This is a genomic window from Kribbella sp. NPDC049584, from assembly GCF_040675555.1.
Classification (GTDB): Bacteria; Actinomycetota; Actinomycetes; order Propionibacteriales; family Kribbellaceae; genus Kribbella.
In genome coordinates this window covers 877,863-898,394 of the sequence record NZ_JBFAPF010000001.1, presented here as the reverse complement: position 1 = coordinate 898,394, position 20,532 = coordinate 877,863, and the positions used below count along the sequence as shown (strand labels likewise).

At 69.0% G+C, this 20,532-nt stretch carries 21 protein-coding genes; 13 read left to right on the top strand and 8 right to left on the bottom strand.

Going from position 1 to position 20,532, the window contains the following annotated elements; genetic code table 11:
* The first annotated feature begins 60 nt into the window (after positions 1-60).
* From AB0J62_RS04455 to AB0J62_RS04445, 3 genes are read left to right on the top strand one after another with little or no spacing between them, the layout of a single operon-like run.
* Positions 61-1,554, top strand: coding sequence for an AlkA N-terminal domain-containing protein (locus tag AB0J62_RS04455; RefSeq protein WP_363864329.1), 1,494 nt, complete (start codon positions 61-63; stop codon positions 1,552-1,554).
* A gap of 2 nt (positions 1,555-1,556) precedes the next feature.
* Positions 1,557-2,111: a GNAT family N-acetyltransferase gene (locus AB0J62_RS04450; RefSeq protein ID WP_363864327.1), complete on the top strand. Its 555-nt coding sequence runs from the start codon at positions 1,557-1,559 to the stop codon at positions 2,109-2,111.
* Positions 2,093-2,593: a methylated-DNA--[protein]-cysteine S-methyltransferase gene (locus AB0J62_RS04445; RefSeq protein WP_363864325.1), complete on the top strand. Its 501-nt coding sequence runs from the start codon at positions 2,093-2,095 to the stop codon at positions 2,591-2,593. Before AB0J62_RS04450 ends, AB0J62_RS04445 begins: the two co-directional genes overlap by 19 nt.
* Here AB0J62_RS04445 and AB0J62_RS04440 read toward each other — a convergent pair.
* Positions 2,590-3,792: a cation:proton antiporter gene (locus AB0J62_RS04440; protein ID WP_363864323.1), complete on the bottom strand. Its 1,203-nt coding sequence runs from the start codon at positions 3,790-3,792 to the stop codon at positions 2,590-2,592. The two genes, AB0J62_RS04445 and AB0J62_RS04440, sit on opposite strands and share 4 nt — an antisense overlap.
* Position 3,793: 1 nt before the next feature.
* On the bottom strand, positions 3,794-4,270 hold the full coding sequence (locus AB0J62_RS04435) for a TrkA C-terminal domain-containing protein (RefSeq protein ID WP_363864321.1): 477 nt from the start codon (positions 4,268-4,270) through the stop codon (positions 3,794-3,796).
* Positions 4,271-4,397: 127 nt separating this feature from the next.
* Here AB0J62_RS04435 and AB0J62_RS04430 point away from each other — a divergent pair, with 127 nt between their 5' ends.
* From AB0J62_RS04430 to AB0J62_RS04420, 3 genes are all read left to right on the top strand, one after another.
* Positions 4,398-4,940, top strand: coding sequence for a PadR family transcriptional regulator (locus AB0J62_RS04430; RefSeq protein WP_363864319.1), 543 nt, complete (start codon positions 4,398-4,400; stop codon positions 4,938-4,940).
* Positions 4,937-6,958 carry an NADPH-dependent 2,4-dienoyl-CoA reductase gene (locus AB0J62_RS04425; RefSeq protein ID WP_363864317.1) on the top strand — a complete coding sequence of 674 codons (2,022 nt, stop codon included), beginning with the start codon at positions 4,937-4,939 and terminating at the stop codon, positions 6,956-6,958. Before AB0J62_RS04430 ends, AB0J62_RS04425 begins: the two co-directional genes overlap by 4 nt.
* An 85-nt stretch (positions 6,959-7,043) precedes the next feature.
* The gene (locus AB0J62_RS04420; protein WP_363864315.1) at positions 7,044-8,276 is read left to right on the top strand and encodes an FAD-dependent monooxygenase; all 1,233 of its coding nucleotides are present in this window, start codon (positions 7,044-7,046) and stop codon (positions 8,274-8,276) included.
* On the opposite strand, the gene AB0J62_RS04415 is transcribed toward AB0J62_RS04420, so the two are convergent.
* The 5 genes from AB0J62_RS04415 to AB0J62_RS04395 all read right to left on the bottom strand — a co-directional run bounded on the left by AB0J62_RS04415 (position 8,226) and on the right by AB0J62_RS04395 (position 13,494).
* Positions 8,226-8,816: a TIGR03086 family metal-binding protein gene (locus AB0J62_RS04415; protein WP_363864313.1), complete on the bottom strand. Its 591-nt coding sequence runs from the start codon at positions 8,814-8,816 to the stop codon at positions 8,226-8,228. The genes AB0J62_RS04420 and AB0J62_RS04415 overlap by 51 nt on opposite strands.
* Positions 8,817-9,000: 184 nt before the next feature.
* Complete coding sequence (locus AB0J62_RS04410; protein ID WP_134107696.1) at positions 9,001-9,591, bottom strand: HhH-GPD-type base excision DNA repair protein; 591 nt, start codon at positions 9,589-9,591, stop codon at positions 9,001-9,003.
* 21 nt (positions 9,592-9,612) lie between these two features.
* Positions 9,613-11,643 carry an iron ABC transporter permease gene (locus tag AB0J62_RS04405; protein ID WP_363865147.1) on the bottom strand — a complete coding sequence of 677 codons (2,031 nt, stop codon included), beginning with the start codon at positions 11,641-11,643 and terminating at the stop codon, positions 9,613-9,615.
* 50 nt (positions 11,644-11,693) lie between these two features.
* Positions 11,694-12,668, bottom strand: coding sequence for an iron-siderophore ABC transporter substrate-binding protein (locus AB0J62_RS04400; RefSeq protein WP_363864310.1), 975 nt, complete (start codon positions 12,666-12,668; stop codon positions 11,694-11,696).
* 10 nt (positions 12,669-12,678) lie between these two features.
* On the bottom strand, positions 12,679-13,494 hold the full coding sequence (locus AB0J62_RS04395; protein WP_363864308.1) for an ABC transporter ATP-binding protein: 816 nt from the start codon (positions 13,492-13,494) through the stop codon (positions 12,679-12,681).
* Positions 13,495-13,592: 98 nt separating this feature from the next.
* Here AB0J62_RS04395 and AB0J62_RS04390 point away from each other — a divergent pair, with 98 nt between their 5' ends.
* Both AB0J62_RS04390 and AB0J62_RS04385 read left to right on the top strand, forming a co-directional pair.
* A complete protein-coding gene (locus tag AB0J62_RS04390) occupies positions 13,593-14,486 on the top strand; it encodes a GntR family transcriptional regulator (RefSeq protein WP_363864306.1) in 894 nt (297 codons plus the stop codon).
* Positions 14,487-14,514: 28 nt separating this feature from the next.
* Entirely contained in the window at positions 14,515-15,390 is an 876-nt protein-coding gene (locus AB0J62_RS04385; protein WP_363864304.1) for a hypothetical protein, read from the top strand.
* Positions 15,391-15,393: 3 nt separating this feature from the next.
* Here AB0J62_RS04385 and AB0J62_RS04380 read toward each other — a convergent pair whose 3' ends face one another.
* Positions 15,394-16,341: an NAD-dependent epimerase/dehydratase family protein gene (locus AB0J62_RS04380; RefSeq protein ID WP_363864302.1), complete on the bottom strand. Its 948-nt coding sequence runs from the start codon at positions 16,339-16,341 to the stop codon at positions 15,394-15,396.
* Positions 16,342-16,507: 166 nt separating this feature from the next.
* Between AB0J62_RS04380 and AB0J62_RS04375 the strand changes: the two genes are divergently transcribed.
* From AB0J62_RS04375 to AB0J62_RS04355, 5 genes are all read left to right on the top strand, one after another.
* Positions 16,508-17,968: an LCP family protein gene (locus AB0J62_RS04375; protein ID WP_363864300.1), complete on the top strand. Its 1,461-nt coding sequence runs from the start codon at positions 16,508-16,510 to the stop codon at positions 17,966-17,968.
* Positions 17,969-17,994: 26 nt separating this feature from the next.
* Entirely contained in the window at positions 17,995-18,351 is a 357-nt protein-coding gene (locus AB0J62_RS04370) for a YciI family protein (protein WP_363864298.1), read from the top strand.
* A gap of 84 nt (positions 18,352-18,435) precedes the next feature.
* Complete coding sequence (locus AB0J62_RS04365) at positions 18,436-18,813, top strand: YciI family protein (RefSeq protein ID WP_363864296.1); 378 nt, start codon at positions 18,436-18,438, stop codon at positions 18,811-18,813.
* Positions 18,814-18,849: 36 nt separating this feature from the next.
* Positions 18,850-19,659: an alpha/beta hydrolase gene (locus tag AB0J62_RS04360; protein WP_363864294.1), complete on the top strand. Its 810-nt coding sequence runs from the start codon at positions 18,850-18,852 to the stop codon at positions 19,657-19,659.
* Positions 19,660-19,865: 206 nt separating this feature from the next.
* Complete coding sequence (locus tag AB0J62_RS04355; RefSeq protein ID WP_363864292.1) at positions 19,866-20,492, top strand: superoxide dismutase; 627 nt, start codon at positions 19,866-19,868, stop codon at positions 20,490-20,492.
* Positions 20,493-20,532 lie beyond the last annotated feature (40 nt).

Here is a 20,532-nt window from a genome sequence, read left to right as displayed (position 1 = left end):
TTGCGTCGCAAACCCGCGAGCCGTTCCACCTCCATGTCGCAAAACCGCTAGCGACTGTCGGTGGCGGCAGGGATGCTGGAGGACGTGTACGAGTGCAGGGAGCGATGTGTCCGGGCCGTCCAGTCCAAGGACGCGCGTTTCGACGGGTGGTTCTTCACCGCCGTTCTGACCACAAAGATCTACTGCCGGCCGAGCTGCCCGGTGGTGCCGCCGAAGGTCGAGAACATGCGGTTCTACCCGAGCGCGGCCGCGGCGCAGCAGGCCGGATTCCGCGCCTGCAAGCGGTGTCGGCCCGATGCCAGCCCGGGCTCCCCGGAGTGGAACGACCGCGCCGACCTCGTGGCCCGTGCGATGCGCCTGATCGCGGACGGCGTCGTCGACCGCGACGGCGTGCCGGGCCTGGCCCGGCAGCTCGGGTACAGCGTGCGGCAGGTGCAGCGGCAACTGCTGGCTGAGCTCGGCGCCGGGCCGCTCGCGCTGGCTCGGGCGCAGCGTGCACAGACCGCGCGCCTGCTGATCGAGACGAGCAACCTGCAGATGGCCGACGTCGCGTTCGCCGCCGGGTTCTCGAGCGTGCGGACGTTCAACGAGACCGTGCAGGAGGTCTTCGCGCTCTCCCCGACCGAGCTGCGCCGCCGCGTCCGCCGAGGTACGACGACTGCCGCGCCGGGCACGATCTCGCTGCGCCTCCCGTTCCGCGCTCCGCTGACGCCGGACAACTTGATCGGTCACTTGATCGCGACCGGCGTACCAGGCGTCGAGGAGTGGCGGGACGGGCACTACCGGCGCACACTGCGACTGCCGCACGGTCATGGCGTGGTCGCGTTGCGGCCCATGCCCGACCACATCGCCTGTCAGCTCTCGCTCACCGATCAGCGCGACCTGGCGATCGCTATCAGCCGTTGCCGGCGGATGCTCGACCTCGACGCGGATCCGATCGCGGTCGACGACCTGCTGAGCGAGGACCCGGTGCTCGCGTCGCTGATCGTGAAGGCGCCGGGCCGCCGGGTTCCGCACACGGTCGACGGCGAGGAGTTCGCCGTACGCGCGGTGCTCGGTCAGCAGGTGTCGACCGCGGCTGCCCGGACGCACGCTCATCGGCTGGTGTTGCAGCATGGTGAGCCGATCGAGGATGCGGCCGGCGGGCTGACGCACCTGTTCCCGACGATGCAGGCGCTGGCCGGGCTCGACCCGGAGACGCTGGCGTTTCCGAAGTCCCGGCGTACGACGTTGATGACGCTGGTCCGGACGCTGGCCGAGGGGGAGATCGATCTCGGTGCCGGTGCGGACTGGGATCGCGCACGGGAGCAACTCGCGGCGCTGCCGGGGATCGGGCCGTGGACGGTCGAGTCGATCGCGATGCGCGCGCTCGGTGACCCGGATGCTTTTGTGGCCAGTGATTTAGGTGTCCGCTACGCCGCGCGTGACCTAGGCTTGCCCGAGGCCCCCAAACTCCTGACCGACCACGCGCGTGCGTGGCGGCCTTGGCGTGCGTACGCCGTCCAGTACTTGTGGGCCACCGGTGACCACGCGATCAACAAGATTCCGGAGTGAGAATGACCGACCTGACCACCGACCGTCTGTTGCTGCGTCAGTGGCGTGACTCCGATCGGGAGCCGTTCGCTGCGCTGAACGCCGACCCGGCGGTGATGGAGCACTTCCCGGCGCCGCAGACGCGAGAGCAGAGCGACGCCCTCATCGACCGGAACATCCCGGAGCTCGACGGCCGCGGCTGGGGCCTGTGGGCGCTGGAGGTGAAGGACACCGGCGAGTTCATCGGCTTCACCGGGCTGAACGTGCCGACCTTCGAGGCGCCGTTCCTGCCCGGCGTCGAGATCGGCTGGCGTCTGGCGAAAGGTGCCTGGGGCAACGGTTATGCGACCGAGGCGGCCCGGGCCGCGCTGGCGTACGGGTTCGGGCCGGCCGGACTGAACGAGATCGTCTCGTTCACCGCGACCACGAATCTGCCGTCGCAGCGGGTGATGCAGCGGATCGGGATGGTGCACGACGAGGCCGGCGACTTCGACCACCCGCGCATCCAGGACGGCCACCGCCTGCAGCGGCACGTGCTCTACCGGATCAGCCGCGCCCAGTGGGAATCGACTCAGTGACGTACGCCGTCATCGACAGCCCGCTCGGTCCTCTCACCCTCGTGGGGACCGATGCGGGCGCGCTCACCGGCCTGTACATGGACCAGCAGCGCTACCGTCCCGAGGAAGCCGGCTTCGGCGACCGTGACGACTCGACCTTGCGCGCTGTCGCCGAGCAGCTGGACGAGTATTTCCACCACGGCCGCACGACGTTCGACGTACCGCTGCACCTGGTCGGCACGGATTTCCAGCGCCAGATCTGGACCGCCCTCCAGGACATCCCGTACGGCGAGACCACCACGTACGGCGGTCTCGCCTCCGCGCTCGGGCTGAAACCGCAGTCGGCCCGCGCGGTCGGCCTGGCGAACGGGAAGAACCCGATCAGCATCATCGTCCCGTGCCACCGCCTGGTCGGCTCGACCGGCAGTCTCACCGGGTACGGCGGCGGCATCGAACGCAAACGAGCCCTGCTCGACCACGAACGCGGCGACAAACTCTTCTAGCTGGGAGTCTCGACCCGCTCGGGAACGGGTGCGGTCGCCCGCGGCTTGGACTTGAACAGACGACGGGCGAGCGGCTCGGTGTAGCGGGCGGCGATCGGACCGAGGACGACCAGGATCAGCACGTACGCCGTCGCGAGCGGCCCCAGCTTCGGCTCGACCCCGACGGCCAAGCCGGCGATGACGATCGAGAACTCACCGCGGGCCACGAGCGTCCCACCTGCACGCCAGCGTCCTGCGGTCGAGATGCCGGCCCGGCGGGCGGCGTACCAGCCGGTGGCGATCTTGGTGAGTGCCGTGAGTACGGCGAGGCCGAAGGCGATCGCCAGCACCGGCGGGATCTTCGCCGGGTCGGTGCTCAACCCGAAGAACACGAAGAAGACCGCGGCGAACAGATCGCGCAGCGGAGCGAGCAGGTTCCGCGCACCGTGCGCGACCTCGCCGGACAACGCGATCCCGACCAGGAACGCGCCGACCGCAGCCGACACCTGCAGGTGCTGCGCGATCCCCGCGACGAGCAACGTCAGACCGAGCACGACGAGCAGCAGCATCTCGGGGTTGTCGGACGACACCGCCCGGCTGATCACCCGGCCGTACCTCAGCGCGATGAACAGCACCACGCTCACCGTCCCCAGCGAGATCAGCAGCGTCATGCTTCCACCTGCCAGCCCGACGCCCGCGAGCAGAGCGGTGAGAATCGGCAGGTAGACCGCCATCGACAGGTCCTCGAGCACCACAATGCCGAGCACGACGGGGGTCTCGCGGTTGCCCAGCCGGCCGAGGTCCCCGACCACCTTCGCGATCACGCCCGACGACGAGATCCACGTGACACCGGCCAACGCGACGGCGGCCACCGGACCCCAGCCGAGCAGCAACGCCACGGCAGCACCCGGCAACGCGTTCAGCAGGAAGTCCACCGCACCCGACACGTACTGCGTCTTCAGTGTGCCGACCAGATCCGAGGCCGTGTACTCGAGGCCGAGCAGCAACAGCAGCAGGATCACGCCGATCTCGGCGCCGGTGGCAACGAACTCCTCACTCGCTGCCAGCGGCAACAATCCGCCGTGCCCGAAGGCGAGCCCGGCCAGCAGATACAGGGGGATCGGAGAGAATCCGAGCCGGCCCGCGATCCGGCCGAGGATGCCCAGGGCAAGAATGACCGCGCCCAGCTCGATCAGCAGGGCGGTGATGTTCTCGTGCATCTCACCCACCCGCGATCAGATCGGTCACGGCGTCCACGCCCTCGCGGGTGCCGACCACGACCAGCGTGTCGCCGGTCGCGAACCGGAAGTCCGGCGTCGGGGAGGGCGTCGCGCCGGTGCGCCGCAGGACGGCGACGATCGATGCGCCGGTTCGGCTGCGGGCCTGGGTGTCGCCGAGCGTGCGGCCGGAGTACGGCGACCTGGCCGTGACCGGGATGTGCTCGGTGACCAGGTCGATCTCGAGCTCGCCACGGACCGGGTCGATCCGCTCGGGGATCAGCAGTTGGGCCAGCGCGGCAGCCTCGTCGTGACCGAGCGGGACCGTGGCCTGGCAGGTGTCGTCGTCCTCCGGGTCGTGGAAGCCGAGGAACCGCCGGCCGTCGTTGTGCACCACCACCGAGACGTGTCTCCCGCCCTCGGTGACCAGGTCGTGCCGCGTGCCGATCCCTGGCAACGTCGTCTTGGTCGGGTGATTCATGATGCTCCGATCAATAGATGGCGTCTGCAACCATTCTCTCAAACCCTGAGCAGCCGGTCCGGGTCCTGGATGTGATCCGGGTTGCAATCAGGTGCAGTGCAACGAGTTGCATAGGTACGCTCCGGTCATGGCGCTGGAGCACGCGATCCTGGTCTCGTTGACCGAGCGCGCCGGGTCCGGCTACGAGCTGGCCCGGCGGTTCGACCGGTCGATCGGCTACTTCTGGCCGGCCACGCACCAGCAGATCTACCGGGTGCTGCGCCGGATGGACGAGGCCGGCTGGGTGACGCACACGGAGATCGCGCAGGATGGCCGGCCGGACAAGAAGGTCTACCGGGTCGCGGCGGCCGGGCGGGCCGAGCTCACCCGCTGGCTCGCCGAACCCGAGGATCCCGCCGTACTGCGGGACGGGCTCGGCGTGAAGCTCCGCGGCGCCTCACTGGGCTCGGTGGATCTCGTCCTCAAGGAGATCGAGCGGCACCGCGCCGAGCATGCGACGCGGCTCGAGGTGTATCGCAGCATCCAGAAGCGCGACTTCCCGAAGCCGTCCACGCTGCACGGCCGCGACCTCCACCAGTACCTCGTGCTGCGTGGCGGCATCCGTGCCGAAGAGTCGTTCACAGCCTGGTGCGACGAAGTGATCGAAGCCCTCCGGAAGGATCACCCATGAGCTCGTATCCGCACGTGCTGGAGCCCTTGGACCTCGGGCATGTGGTGCTGCCGAACCGGGTGATCATGGGCTCGATGCACACCGGTCTCGAGGATCGGCTGCGCGATCTGCCCAAGCTCGCGGCGTACTTCGCCGAGCGCGCGCGTGGTGGGGTCGGGCTGATGGTGACAGGTGGCTACGCTCCGAACCGCACCGGCTGGCTGACGCCGTTCGGATCGACGCTGACCAGCCATCGACAGGCTCGCCGACATCGCCTGCTGACCGATGCGGTCCATGACGCAGGCGGCCGCATCGCGCTGCAGATCCTGCACGCCGGCCGCTACTCGTACCACCCGTTCAGCGTCTCCGCGTCCGCCCTCAAAGCCCCGATCAACCCCTTCAAACCCCGCGCTCTCACCGACCGCGGAGTGCTGAAGCAGCTCAAGGCGTACGTCGAGTGCGCGGCGCTCGCCCGCGAGGCCGGGTACGACGGCGTCGAGATCATGGGCTCCGAGGGGTACTTCATCAACCAGTTCCTGTCCGAGCGCACGAACAACCGGACCGATCGCTGGGGTGGCAGCCCGGAGAACCGCCGCCGGCTCGCGGTCGAGATCGTCCGGCAGACCCGGGAGCGGGTCGGCGACGACTTCCTGATCATCTACCGGCTGTCGATGGCCGATCTGGTCGAGGGCGGTCAGACCTGGGACGATGTGGTTGCTCTGGGCAAGGAGATCGAGGCCGCCGGGGCGTCGATCATCAACACCGGCATCGGCTGGCACGAGGCGCGCGTACCGACCATCGTCACGTCGGTTCCGCGCGCGGCCTTCACGTCGGTCACCGCGGCGTTCAAGCCGCACGTGAGCATCCCGGTCGTCACTTCGAACCGGATCAACCTGCCGCAGGTCGCCGAGGAGGTGCTGGCGCGCGGCGACGCCGATCTGGTCAGCATGGCCCGCCCTTTCCTGGCCGACCCGGAGTGGGTGCTGAAGGCAACGACTGACCGGGCCGACGAGATCAACGTCTGCATCGCCTGCAACCAGGCGTGTCTGGACCACGTGTTCGCGAAGAGGAAGGCCAGCTGCATGGTCAATCCGTTCGCGGCCCGTGAGACCGAGCTGCAGCTGCTGCCGACGCGCCGTACCAAGAGCATCGCCGTTGTCGGTGCGGGACCGGCCGGGCTCGCCGCGGCAGTGACCGCGGCCGAGCGTGGGCATCGGGTCGAGCTGTTCGAGGCCGATGCGGAGATCGGCGGGCAGTTCGGGATCGCGCGGCGGATCCCGGGCAAGGAGGAGTTCGCCGAGACGATCCGGTACTACCGGCGGCGGCTCGACCTGACCGGCGTGAAGCTGCACCTGAGCCGCCGCGCGACGGTCGAGGACCTGGCCGGCTTCGACGAGATCGTGCTCGCGACCGGTGTCGTACCGCGGATTCCGGCGATCCCCGGGATCGACCGTCCGACGGTTCTCTCGTACGCCGAAGTCGTCCGCGATGGAAAGCCTGTTGGTGAACGGGTCGCGGTGATCGGGGCCGGCGGGATCGGCGTGGATGTCAGCGAGTTCCTGACCACCCCGGAGTCGCCGGCGCTGGATCTCGCGGCATGGAAGGCGGAGTGGGGCGTCGGCGATCCGACCAAGCTCGCCGGCGCGCTTGGCGTACCGCATCCGGAGCCGTCGCCGCGAAAGGTGTACCTGCTGCAGCGCAAGCCCGGGAAGATCGGCGCGGGCCTCGGCAAGACCACAGGCTGGGTGCATCGGGCCGCACTGAAGAACAAGCAGGTCGAGCAGGTGCGCGGCGTCAACTACGAGCGCATCGACGACGAAGGTCTGCACATCACCTTCGGGCCGAAGCACGAGAAGCCGAAGGTCCTCGCCGTCGACACGGTCGTCGTCTGTGCCGGCCAGGAACCGGTCCGCGACCTTGCGGAGGCGCTACAGGCGACGGGCCGCCCGGTCCACCTCATCGGCGGCGCCGACGTCGCGGCGGAGTTGGACGCCAAACGCGCCATCGACCAGGCGACGCGACTAGCGCTCACCCTCTGAATCGGTGCACTAGTGCGCGCTGGCGGTCACCCCTAGGGCTAGTGCACCGTTTACGGCGTACGCGCACTAGTTGAAGGGGTGACCGATGAAGACTGTTCTGATTTCTGGTGGCGGGATTGCCGGGCCGGCGTTGGCGTTCTGGTTGCGGCGGTTCGGGTTCGCGCCGACGGCTGTCGAGATCGCGCCGGGACCGCGGCCGGGCGGACAGACCGTCGACCTCCGTGGGGTGTCGCGGGTGGTCGCCGAGCGGATGGGTGTGATGCCGGCGGTGGCCGAGCGGAAGATGCACGAGCGCGGGCTCGAGTACGTCCGGGCCGACGGCACGCGCTCCGCGGTGATGCACGCGGAACTGCTGGACGGCGCCGGTCCGGTCGCAGAGATCGAGATCCTGCGGGGTGATCTGGCCGCGATCCTGACCGAGGCTACGGCCGACGTCGAGTACGTGTACGGCGACTCGATCACCGAGCTGCAGCAGGACGCGACCGGTGTGGAGGTGACCTTCGCGAGCGGGACCCGGCGGCGATTCGATCTGGTCGTCGGTGCGGACGGGGTGCACTCGCGGGTGCGGCGGCTCGCGTTCGGCGCGGAGTCGGAGTTCGTGCATCACCTCGGCGGCTACACGTCGTACTTCACTGTCGAGACGCCCGAGCCGCTGGACCACTGGTTCAAGGTGTACACCGCTCCGCGCGGTCGCTGGGTCGGGCTGCGGCCGGATCACGATCCGCAGTACGCGAAGGCGTTGCTGAGCTTCCGGTCGCCGGTCATCAGCTACGACCGGCGCGACCTCGCCGCGCAGAAGCGGCTGGTGCGTGAGCAGTACGCCGGCCTCGGCTGGCACACCGCATCGATCTTGGAGCAGCTCGACGAGGCCGAGGACTTCTACCTGGACAGCACGAGCCGTGTCGTCGTACCGGAATGGTCTCGGGGCCGGATCACGCTCGTCGGCGACGCCGGGTACTGCGGTTCGCCGATGGCCGGCCACGGTACGGCGCTCTCGCTCGTCGGAGCGTACGTACTGGCGGGGGAGCTGGTCGCTGCCGACGGCGATCACGCCCGCGCGTTCCCGGCGTACCAGGCCCGGATGCAGGCGTACGTCGACCAGCGGATGGAGCTCCCGCCCGGCGGGATCAAGATGGCGATGCCGATGTCGTCGTTCGGCATCCGGTACCGCGATTTCGTCCTCCGGACGATGACGTCGAAGCTGATGTCCGGCGCGCTGGCGAAGATGACCGTAGCCAAGCCGGACGCGATCGATCTCCCGGAGTACTCAGTCGAGCGGGGACACCCACTCCGGGTTGCGACCGAGCAGGCCCAGTAGCTGGTCGAGGTCGGGGGCCGTGCCGGAGACCTTCACGATCCGGTCGAATGCGTAGCCGGGGCCGCGGTTGGCGTCGGTGTCGGGGATGCGGCGGGCCAGCGTGAGCGCCATCTCGACCATGTCCGGCGGCGGGTTGTACGGGACGTCGATCGCGCGGGCGAGATCCCAGGCGTGGACGACACAGTCGAGCTGGTGGAAGGTCAGCGCGATCCGGCGCGGGAACGAGCCGAACTCGCGCACCTCCACCAGCCGGTCCAGTGCACCGCCGTCGGCGAACGCGTCAGCGACCCGCACGTTCGACCGGCGGTAGGCACCGGCCGGGTTGTCGGCGAGGCGGCCGCCGTTCCAGGTGTGGATGGAGGCGGAGCCGTTCAGGGCAGCGGCGGCGAGACCCTCGTTCTGGCTGACCACATGACGCAGAAGACCGCGGACGGTCCAGTCGGGGCACGGCGTGGGGAACCAGAGTTGCTCGGTCCGCACCTGCATCACGACTTCCCCGAGCACTGCGCCGGCACGACGATCCAGATCCCGGATGTCCATCCGCTCTCCTCCCGTGGCTGCCCCAGCCGAGCATAAGACGGTACGTCGCCTCCTGCAGGAAACCGCGTGGTTCACAAGGGACAACCCGCACGCAGAGAGCCCGATCTGCAACAGGTCGGGCTCGGGTGTCGCGGGGTCCGGCAAGCCGGCGATGCCGTCGGCGACGAGCGGTCCGGCGAAGGACCTAGGCGCCGGCGACTTCCTTGGCCGCGGCCTTCGCGGCCTTCTTGAAGTTGCGGACCTCGGCCAGCGAGGCGGCGTCGGTGACATCGGCGATCGAGCGGTGCGAGCCGCGGTCACCGTAGTGCCCGGCGGCCTCACGCCAGCCCTTGGGCTGTACGCCGCGCTGCTTGCCGAGCATTGCGAGGAAGATCTTCGCCTTCTGCTCGCCGAACCCCGGCAGCGCCTTCAGCCGCTTCAGCACCTCGGCGCCGTCCGGCTTCGGGCGGCCGCTCAGCCAGATGTTCTCGGTCTCGCCGTCGTACTTGTCGATGATGTGCTGCGCCAGTGCGTGCACCCGGCGCGCCATCGACCCGCCGTACCGGTGGATGGCCGGCGGGGTCACGCAGAGCTCGACGAACGTCTCCAGGTCCGACGCGGCGATCTTGTGCAGATCGAACCCGTCCATCCGGTTCGCGATCTTCCACGGCCCGGAGAAGGCGTGCTCCATCGGGTACTGCTGGTCCAGGAGCATCCCGACCAGCAAGGCGAACGGGTCGTCGTTGAGCAGCTTGTCGGCGTCCGGGTTGCCGGTGAGGTGCAGTTCGCGCAGCATGCCGCCCATCTTGACACGAAGTCAGCGCGAGGGAACCCGGGTCCTCCAGAGCAGATAGACGAAGTACGGCGCTCCGATCAGGGCCGTCAGCAGGCCGGCCGGGATCTGGGCGGGGGCGAGGACGGTACGGCCGAGGCTGTCCGCGACGCTGACCAGGATCGCGCCGAGCAGCGCCGCGACCGGAAGGATCCGCGCGTGCCGCCCGCCGACCAGAGCGCGTGCGGCGTGCGGCGCGACCAGCCCGACAAACCCGACCACACCGATCGCCGAAACAGCGGCCGCGGTCAGTAGAGCCGCCGCCAACAGCATCAATAGCCGGGTCCGCTCCAACCGCACTCCCAGGATCCGCGGCACATCGTCGTCGAGCGCCAGCAGATCCAGCTCCCGGCGGGCATGCGCAACAACTGGAGTCAGGACTATCAGGGCGATCGCCACCGGCAGCACCTGCGGCAGGGTCCGCCCGTACGTACTCCCCGACAACCACGTCATCGCCAAACTCAGGTTCCACGGATCCGTGGCAACGATCAGCAGCGTGATGATCGCCGTCGCCACCGACGAGACCCCGACCCCGATCAGCACCAACCGATCCGAGCTCAGCCCACCCCGCCACGAGATCAGATACACCAAGCCGAACGTCACCACGGCCGCGACCGCCGCGACCCCGGACAGCAACCAGATGCTTGCTGATGGCAACAGGATGAGCGTGGCGATCGCGCCGACGCCGGCGCCGCCGGTGATCCCGAGAATGCCCGGTTCGGCCAGTGGGTTGCGGCACACCGCCTGCACCGTCGTACCGGCGATCGCCAGCGCGGCCCCGCACAGGAGCGCCGAGATGACCCGCGGGAAGCGCTGGTCCAGCACGAAGGTGATCGCGCGACCCGACGCGCCGTTGATCCAGTTCGCGAGGTCGCCGGTCCGAAGGAGTGCGTCCCCGGTCAGCATCGCGCCGACGCCGGCCGCGACCAGCAGTACGACGAGCGCCGCGGTCACGATCCAGAACGTACGGCGACTGCGCAGCCCGCTGCTCGTCCCGCCGGCGGAGCGGCTCGGGCCGGAATCGCGGTGGCGGCGGGCCAGCCAGATGAGGACGATCGCGCCGACCACCATCGTCATGATCCCGGTCGGAATCTCCACCCCGGCCTGCCCGCCGAACGCGGCCCGCAGAACGACATCCGAGGCGAGTACGACGAGGACGCCGGCGAGACCGGAGAGCGGGAGGAGGACCCGATGCCTGAGCAGGCCGGGAACTAGCGGAGCAAGGAGGCGGACGAGGACCGGTGCAACCAGACCGACGAAGCCGACCGGTCCCGCGACGGTGACGGCCGCGGCGGAGAGCATGACGGTGACGAGCGTGGTGAACACGCGGATCCGGCGTACGTCCACGCCGAGGACGGATGCGGTGTCGTCGCCGAGGGCAAGAATGTCGAGTTTGGCGGCGAGCAGGAACGCGGCGAGGATGCCGAGGGCAACGATCGGGGCCATCTGGGTGACCGCGCGCAGGTCGGTCTGGACCAGCGTGCCGGCGCCCCAGGCGAACGTGCCGACCGTCTCCTCGCGATACAGCAGCAGAAGCAGCGTGGTCACGCCGGCGAGCGCCATCGCGACCGCCGACCCGGCCAGGATCAGCCGGGTCGGCCCGGTGGAGCCGCCCGCCGACAGCACGAGCACCAACCCCGCGGCGGCCAGCCCGCCGACGAACGCGACTCCACCGGCGGGCAGCGCGGGCAACGACACCCCGAACGCGGCCACGATCACGACTGCCAGGTACGCCCCCGCGTTGACCCCCAACGTGTCGGGTGAAGCAAGCGGGTTGCGCGCCAACGACTGCAACCCCGCTCCCGCAACCCCCAGGGCGATACCTACCAGCACGCCGGCAAGCAACCGCGGCAACCGCGACGCGACCAGCACGTTCGCGGCATTGTCGTTCCCCTGCCCGGACACCAGCCGCAGCAGATCCCCGGCTCCCACCGAAGACGTGCCTTGGGTCAGATGCACACCGGCGAGCACCACGATCGCCACCAGGGCAGCGACGAACACGCCGGTGACCTGCAACCGACGAACCGGAACAGCCAGTGGAACCGACTGAACGGCCTCCCGCTGGGTCAAGATGTGACTGCCTGTACGGCGGCGTCGATGAACTGCTCGGTGGACTTCGGGCCGCCGAACATCCAGATGCCGTCGGGCAGCCGGTGAACCTTGCCGGACTTCACGAACGGCAGGTTCTTCCAGATCGCGTTGCCGGCCAGGTCGCCGCCGAACACGTCGCCGCCGTCGTTCTTGTTCGCGATGTAGAGGAAGTTGCCGTCGGGCAGCTTGGTCAGACCCTCGAGGTCGGTCTGCGCGAGCCCGTAGTCCTTGTCGCCGGCGCCGATCCACCCGTTCTTCAGACCCAGTTCGGTGGCGACCGCGCCCAGCAACGACCCGGTCGTGTACATCCGGATCGAGATCGTGCTGCCCTGCTTCCACCCGTCCGCCATCGTGAACCCGGTGCCGGTCTTGCCGGCGTCGGCGATCTTCTGCTTGCCGTCGGCAACCGCCTTGTCGAAGTCGGCGTTCAGCTGCTTGGCCTGATCCGCCTTCCCGACCGCCTGGCCGATGAGATCGAGGTTCGTCTTCATCTGCGGGATCGCGTTCTTCGCGTCCGCGCCGCGGATCACCAGCACCGGCGCGGCCTTCTCGAGTTGCGTGATCGTGTTCGCGGCCTCGTCGGTCGTGGTGATCACCAGATCGGGGTTGAGGGCAACGATCGCGTCGACGCTCGCCTCACCACGGGTGCCGACGTCCTTGACCGACGGGTCGAGCTTCGCCGCGGTGACCCAGTTCGTGTAGCCCTTGGTGTCCGCGACGCCGACCGGCATCACGCCGAGCGTGACCAGGTTCTCGGCGGCGTTCCACTCCAGCGCGACGACCTTCTTGGCGGGTGCCTTCAGGTCGAGCTTCTTGTTCCGCGCGTCGGTCAGCGAGACCGGCTGCGCGGCAGCGTCACTGGCGTCGTCGGAGGCGGCGGGTTCACTCGTGCCGCAGGCGGTCAGGCCCAGGAGGGCAGCAGCAACCAGAGCGATGGCGGTTCGTCTCATCAGAGTGCCTTTAATTAGTCGTGACGCGGGACAAGTGCTTGCCGATGGGGCGAGTAGTGACCAGACCGGTGGCCGGATCGGTGCCGACCTCGATGGTGATGCCGTACGTCTCGGTGAGCGCGTCCGCTCGCAGTACCTCGTCCGGCGTACCGGTCGCACGTACTCGCCCCTGATCGAGTAGTGCGATCCGGTCCGCTACCGCAGCGGCCTGGTTCAGGTCGTGCAGTACGACGCCGACCGCGACCCCGTGCTCGTCGGCGAGCTCGCGCATCAGGTCGAGGATCTCGATCTGGTACCGCAGGTCGAGGAACGTGGTCGGCTCGTCGAGCAGGAGTACGCCGGTGTCCTGCGCGAGGCAGGTTGCGAGCCAGACGCGTTGCAGCTCGCCGCCGGACAGCTCGTCGACGGCACGCTCGGCCATCGAGGTGACACCGGTGACCGTCATCGCGTGCTCGATCGCGCGCGGGCCGTCCGCGTCGTCGTTGCGCCAGCGGCTGCGATGCGGATGACGTCCGTACCCGACGACGTCGCGCACGCTCACGCCGTTCGGGGTCGGCCGGGACTGCGAGAGCAGCGTGACCTTGCGGGCGAATTCCTTCGCCGACAGGTCGAGCGCGTTGCCACCGCCGGGAAAGGTGATGCTGCCGGCGTCGGGGTGATGGAGCCGGGCGAGCGCGCGCAGCAGCGTCGACTTGCCGCTGCCGTTGGGCCCCACGAGTGCGGTGACGCGGGCGGGCTCGAGGTGCAGCGAAGCGCCGTCGACGACGCGCCGGCCGTGGTATCCGAGGCTCAGCTCGTCGCCGGTCAGCCCGATCGTCTCCCGCATGCGACAGAGGATAGCCTTACCTAAGCTGACGTGTCAGGAGGGGTCTCATTCCGAGATAGTGCGCGTACGATGTATGCGCACTACCTTGGAGGGTTCGGATGACGCAGTACGAAACGATTGCAGCTGAGTTGCGGCGGCGCATCACGACCGGCGAGTTGAAGCCGGGGGACCGGGTGCCGTCGACGCGGGCGTTGGTGCGGGACTTCGGGGTGGCGATGGCGACCGCGACCAAGGCGCTGCAGACGTTGCAGGCCGAGCGACTCGTGCATCCCAGCCCTGGGGTCGGGACGGTCGTCGGTCCGCCGCCGCGGGCTGCGCGGCGCACTCTGCGGCCGGATCAGCAACCGGAGCTGAATCGCGACGAGGTCGTGCGGATGGGGATCGCGATCGCGGACGCCGAAGGGCTGGCCGCGTTGTCGATGCGGCGGATCGCGAGCGAGCTCGGGGTGTCGACGATGGCGCTCTACCGGTACGTGGGCGGCAAGGACGTGCTCGTCGTACGGATGGTCGACGCGGCGATCGCGGAGTTCCCGCTCGGGACGCCGCCGGACGATTGGCGCGAGGCGATCGCGATGGTGGCGCGGGTGCACTGGGCGGCGTACCGCCGGCATCTGTGGCTCGCGAGTGCGATCAGTCTGAGCCGGCCGCAGCTGGTGCCGCGGTTGCTTCCGCACACGGATGCGGTGCTGCGGGCCTTGCGTGGGTTCGAGAAGAGTGCGGCGCTGTCGACGATGATCAGTCTGTTCGCATACGTGCGCGGCGTGGCGCTGGTGATGGAGGCCGAGGCACAAGCCGAGCAGGACACCGGCGTAACAGCCGACGAGTGGGTCACGGAGCAGGCCGACAAGTTGGGCACGATGATCGCGATGGGCGATCTGCCGGCGTTCCGCGAGCTGCTTGCGGACGGGTTCGACTATGAGTACGACCTGGACAAGTTGTTCGAGTTCGGCCTCGACGTCTTCCTTGACGGGCTCTCCGCACGGCTACGCTAAGTGCTGACGACTTCTCCCGGAGGTGGCGATGGAGCCGGTGTTCGCGCCGGGTGTGCCTGTGGGCGTACGGCGGTTGTACGAGCACCGGCCGGAGTTGTTCGTCGCCGCCGATGCGTCCCGCCCGAAACGGCAGACCTCGTGGTCGGTGGCTCCAGCGAACACCTTCGGCACGTTGCTCGTGTGGCTCGCGGTGTGCGTGGGCGGATGGATCCTCGCCTTGATCGTGATGGCGGCGACGCTGCCGACCGCGGTCGCGGCCTGGGCGGCGGTCGTGCTCGCCGGCATCGCCGTACTCGCCACCGGCGGGATCGTGGTGAAGTCGATGGTCGAGGACCGCGGGCACAAGGCGGTCCGGCTCCAGCACGGGAAGTACCTGCTGCCGGAGGACTTCGACGAGCCCGCCGCGCGGCTGCTCGGGCGCGCGCAGCGTGCGGTGAAAACGGTGCTTGAGGCAACAGTTACCCGCCGCGGGCTGCTCGACGACGTGAAGAACGAGCTGGTCCTCCCGGAGCAGCTCTGGGACATCGCGCAGGTACTGCGGGAGCAGACAGTACTGCGTGCGCGGCAGAAAGACATCGCCCGCGGGATGGAGACCGCCGAGCTGGACGCCGTACTCGGGCCGCAGCGTCGCGCCCTCGCGCTCTCCGTCGACGCGATCAAACGCAAGGTCGATCTCCTGGACCGGTACGCCGACCGGGTCCGCTCCGCCGACGCCGCGCTCCGCGCCGAGGCAGCGCTGGAGGACGGCGACCGCTACATCGAACTCCTCGCCCGCACCGAGCCGGTCGGCGACACGTCGATCGTCCAAGGCTTCACCGACGAGGCCACCGCGCTGAAGGACACCCTGACTCGCACGATCAACGCCGCGCGAGACGCAGGCAGGACGCTGGCGCTGCCGGAGTAGCGGCTACTGCTGCGCGAGGAGCTGTGCTTCCTGCTCAGGCGTCAGACCGATGCTGAGCTCAGGCGTGCCGCGGTCGAGGTCCCACTGGAGGACGTCGGCCACCGTCGTCCGCAGCGGGGTGACCGGCATGCCGGCCGCGCGGGCCTTCGCCGGGCTGCGGCGACGCTCGCCCCACTCCGCCTCCGGGTCCATCAACGGGAAGCGCGGCGGGACCGCGTCGAACGGGATCGGCACGATGTCGACCGTGGTGTGCGAGAGGTCGGCCGCGACCTCGATGAGCTCGGCGATCGTGGAGTCGGGGCCGATCGCGTTGAACGCGCCGGCACGCTCGTCGGTGATCAGCTGCACTACCAAGCGCGCCACGTCACGGCTGTCGATGAGTTGCAGCGGCGCCTCGGGCTTGGTCGGCAGCGCGACCCGTCCACCACGAGCACCCCGGCGGATCCAGTACAACGCCGTACCCGACGAGTCGCCCGGACCGGTCACTCGGCCGGGACGGACGATCGTTGCCCGATCGCCGTACCGCTCGAGGACGTCGTCCTCACACGCGACCTTGCACGGACCGTAGGTGTCGTTCGTGAGTACTTCGGCATCCCGCATCGGCTCGCGCCGGGGCGCGGTCTCATCGGTCCCGGCCGGCAGGTCGCGGACGTACACGGCGTGGCTCGAGACGAACACATACCGCCCGACCCGGTCACCGAGGACGTCCATCGCCTGGTCGACGTCCCGGGTCCGGAAGCCGCTCAGGTCGACCACCGCGTCCCACTCACCGGTCCGCAGCGCGTCGTAGTCCCCGGTCTCCCGGTCGCCGACCAGCTCCGTGACCTGCGCGGGCAGTGGCGACCCGCTCTTGCCCCGGCTGAACGACGCGACCTCCGCTCCGTGCGCCAGCGCGTCCTCGACGATCGCGCGTCCGACAAACCCGTTTCCGCCCAGCACCAGAATCTGCACGATCGGTCAACCTACCGGCCGGATCCGGCCGATTGACAACCGATTAACGCTGTAACACGTCTGAAGAGGTACGGGGTGTGGTACTTGGCGCACACTGGAAGTGGGACGGGCGACAGGGGAGCCAATGGGGAGACGTGCGCGCGCGGCGACGAGACGGCCACGATCGGTGCCGAAGTTGCTGGGGCTGACCCTGTTGGGCGCACTGCTTCCAGGACTCGGGTTGATCATCGGCGGCCGCCGGCGGATCGGCGCGTTCGTACTCACCCTGTTCCTCGCACTCGTCGGCCTCGGCGTGTACGTCGGCCTGACCCGGCGGGAGGAGGTCCTCGCCGCCGCCGTCGTACCGAGCCGGTTGCTGATGACGTCGGTGCTGATCGGCGCGGTCGCGTTCGTCTGGATCGTCGTCATCGTCGCGTCGCACCGGTCGTTGCGTCCGGCAACGGGCGGCACGGGTGGCCGGGTGCTCGGGGCCGGGTTCGTCGGGATCCTCTGCTTCGCGATCGCGGCGCCGGCCGCGATCGGCGTACAGAGTGTGCTCGCGCAGCGGACGCTCGTGCAGGACGTGTTCCAGGCGCAGGACGAGTCCAGGTCCGCGACCCGGCCGACGACGGTCAACGTCAAGGACCCGTGGGAGGACAAGCCGCGGCTCAACCTGCTGCTGCTCGGCGGCGACGACGCGCCGAGCCGGGAGGGGGTGCGGACCGACACGGTGATCGTGGCGAGTATCGACACCAGGACCGGCAACACCGCGCTGATCTCGCTGCCGCGGAACCTGACCTTCATGCCGTTCCCGAAGGACTCGCCGCTGCACAAGTACTACCCGAACGGTTTCGGCAAGGAGGGGCTCAGCCTCGACGGCCGGCTCGAGTGGATGCTGACCGCGATGTACCAGAACATCCCCGACGCACATCCCGGCATCCTCGGCCCGTCGGACAACGAGGGCGCCGACGTGGTCAAGCAGTCGGTCGGTGAGGCGATCGGCCTGAAGCTCGACTACTACCTGCAGGTGAACCTGCAGAGCTTCCCGGAGATCGTCGACGCGCTCGGCGGGATCAAGGTCAACGTCAACGAGCGGGTCGCGATGGGCGGCATCAGCAGCTCGCACATCCCGCCGAAGGAATGGATCGAGCCCGGCCCGAACCAGCACCTCGACGGACGGCACGCACTCTGGTTCGCCCGCGGGCGGTACGGCGCCGACGACGACCAGCGGCAGGTCCGGCAGCGGTGCGTGATCAAGAGCATCGTCGACGCGGCGGATCCGCAGACCCTCGTGACGAAGTACAAGGCGATCGCCAAGGCCGGTCAGCATCTGCTCCGGACGGACATCCCGCAGGAGCTGCTCCCGGCGATGGTCCAGTTGGCCCTCCGGGTCAAGGCCGGCACGGTCTCCAACGTCACGCTGGACCCGGAGAAGCTGCGCCTCAAGTACCTGCACCCGGATTACCAGGCCCTCCGCGACACCGTCGAGAACGCCCTCGAATCCACCCCGCCCCCGATGGCCACGCCGACCACCCCCAGCCCCACCACCCGCAAGCCGACCACAACCACCACGACCCCACCCCCCGGCCCCACCCAGAACCTCGTCGACGCCTGCGCCTACAACCCCAACGGCGACCAGCCCAACTGAGCGCCCGGACGGACTACCTTGTCGGCATGCGCTTCGACCGCTTCACCGTGATCCTGCTGACGCTGCGGCCGGACGCGCCGGCGATGACGGATGAGGAGGCCGCCGACCTCCAGGACCGCCATCTCGCCCACGGGGCCGAGTTGCAGGATCGCGGTCTGGTGCTGGCTCGCGGACCGCTGGTCGATCAGGACGACGAGCGTTTCCGCGGCTTCTCCGTCTGGTCCGTGGACGCCGCGACTGCCCGTCAGTACGCCGAGGCCGATCCGGCGGTGCGGGCCGGTCGCCTCGCGGTCGAGGTGATGACCTGGATGATGCCCGCCGGCAACCTGCGGTTCTCGCCGGTGCGGGCGCCCAGATCCATCGCCGAAGCAACGTCGGATTGATCCCCGACCGTCGCGTGTCGATCTGGCGGTCGGTCGATCGACGTGAGAGTAAGTGATCGATCGACACGACGAGGAGCAGCAGCGATGCGCTACATGATCATCAACAAGACCGACGCCGACAGCGAGGCCGGGAAGTTGCCATCGCCGGAGGTCGCGGAGGGGGTCGGCAACGTGGTCGAGGATCTGTCGAAGGCCGGTGTGCTGCTGTTCGCGGAGGGCGTGCACCGCAGCTCGCTCGGCGCCCGGGTGAAGGTCGAGGACGGCCGGCGTACGGTCACCGACGGCCCGTTCGCCGAGACCAAGGAACTGGTCGGCGGCGTGATCGTCGTCGAGGTCCGCAACCGCGACGAGGCGATCGAGTGGGCCGCCCGGCTGGCGGAGGCGCTCGGCTCCGAGGTCGAGGTACGCCGGGTCGTCGACGAGGCCGATTTCGGCCCGGACTCGGACATCTTCCAGAACTGAGTGTCCATTCGTGCCACCGTCGTTCGTGGAGGTGGCATGAACAACACACTGAAGGTTCCCGAGGCGGAGTTGTACTACGAGGTGCGCGGATCAGGACCGTTGGTGGTCCTGGTCGGCGCGCCGATGGACGCGGACTCGTTCGCGCCCCTGGCCGACCTGCTGGCCGATGACTACACCGTGCTGACGACCGATCCGCGGGGGATCAAGCGAAGCACGCTCGCTCCCGGCGGTACGTCGCGACCCGAGCAGCGGGCCGACGACCTGGCCCGGCTGATCCGGCACGTCGACGCCGGGCCTGCCGTCGTACTCGGCTCGAGCGGGGGAGCGGTCAGCGTGCTGGCGCTCGCCCAGGAGCACCTGGACGTCGTCCGCGCGGTGATCGCCCACGAGCCGCCGCTCGATCGACTGGTCGAGGACGGTGACGAGCTGCTGGCGAAGTCCGAGAAGCTGATGGCCGACTACCTGGCCGGTTACGTGGTCGGGGCTTGGCAGCAGTTCTTCCAGCTGGCCAATCTCGGAGTACCGGACGAGGTCGTCGAGATGATGTTCAGCGGCGAACGCGACCCGCAGCAGGTCGCGGCCGAGCAGTTCTGGTTCTCCCACGAGATGCGCGAGACGATCACCTGGACACCGGACCTCGAAAGGCTGCGTACGGCGAACGTCGTCGTCGGGATCGGCGCCGACTCGACCGCTCAGCTCTGTGAGCGAACCTCCGAGGCCCTGGCCGCTCAGCTGGGCATCGAACCCACCCGTTTCCCCGGCGGACACACCGGCTTCGCCGACCGGCCGGAGGTGTTCGCCGAGGCCCTCCGCGCGGAGCTGAAGGTCCTTCATCAGCCTCGGTGAGACCCCTCGCGGATCGTTGGGCGGAGTATGTGAAGCTGGGGGTGTCCGGTGTGAGTGACGTGGCATCGGGCACCGGGGTCGAGGTGGGTGCCGCGTTCGTCAGCGTGGTTCCTTGACCTCAACCGTGGTTCAAGTTTCAAGCTGGTGCCGCTGACAACAGGACATCGGAGATACCGGCCCCAGGGGGCCCCGACGAAGGAGCAGAGTTGACCACGTACACGCTTCCCGATCTTCCCTACGACTACAGCGCGCTCGCGCCGAGTATCGCCGGCGAGATCATGGAGCTGCACCACGACAAGCACCACGCGACCTACGTGAAGGGTCTGAACGACACCCTGGACAAGCTGGCCGAGGCCCGCGAGAAGGGTGACTTCGGATCGATCGTCGGGCTCGAGAAGACGCTTGCCTTCAACCTCGGTGGGCACGTCAACCACTCGATCTTCTGGAAGAACCTGTCCCCGGACGGCGGCGACAAGCCGGACGGCGAGCTCGGCGCCGCGATCGACGAGTTCTTCGGCTCGTTCGACGCGTTCCAGGCGAACTTCACCGCGAGCGCGACCACGATCCAGGGCTCCGGCTGGGCCATCCTCGGCTGGGACGCGCTGGGTAGCCGGCTGCTGATCCACCAGCTGTACGACCAGCAGGGCAACCTGCCGGCCGGCCAGACCCCGATCGCGATGCTGGACATGTGGGAGCACGCGTTCTACCTGCAGTACAAGAACGTGAAGCCGGACTACGTCAAGGCCTGGTGGAACGTCGTCAACTGGGCCGACGCCCAGGCCCGCTTCGACGCGGCCCGCTCCGGCGCCGGCGCGCTGATCACCGGCGCCTGACCCGCCACGTAGTACGACGAAGGGCGTCCGGCTCAGGCCG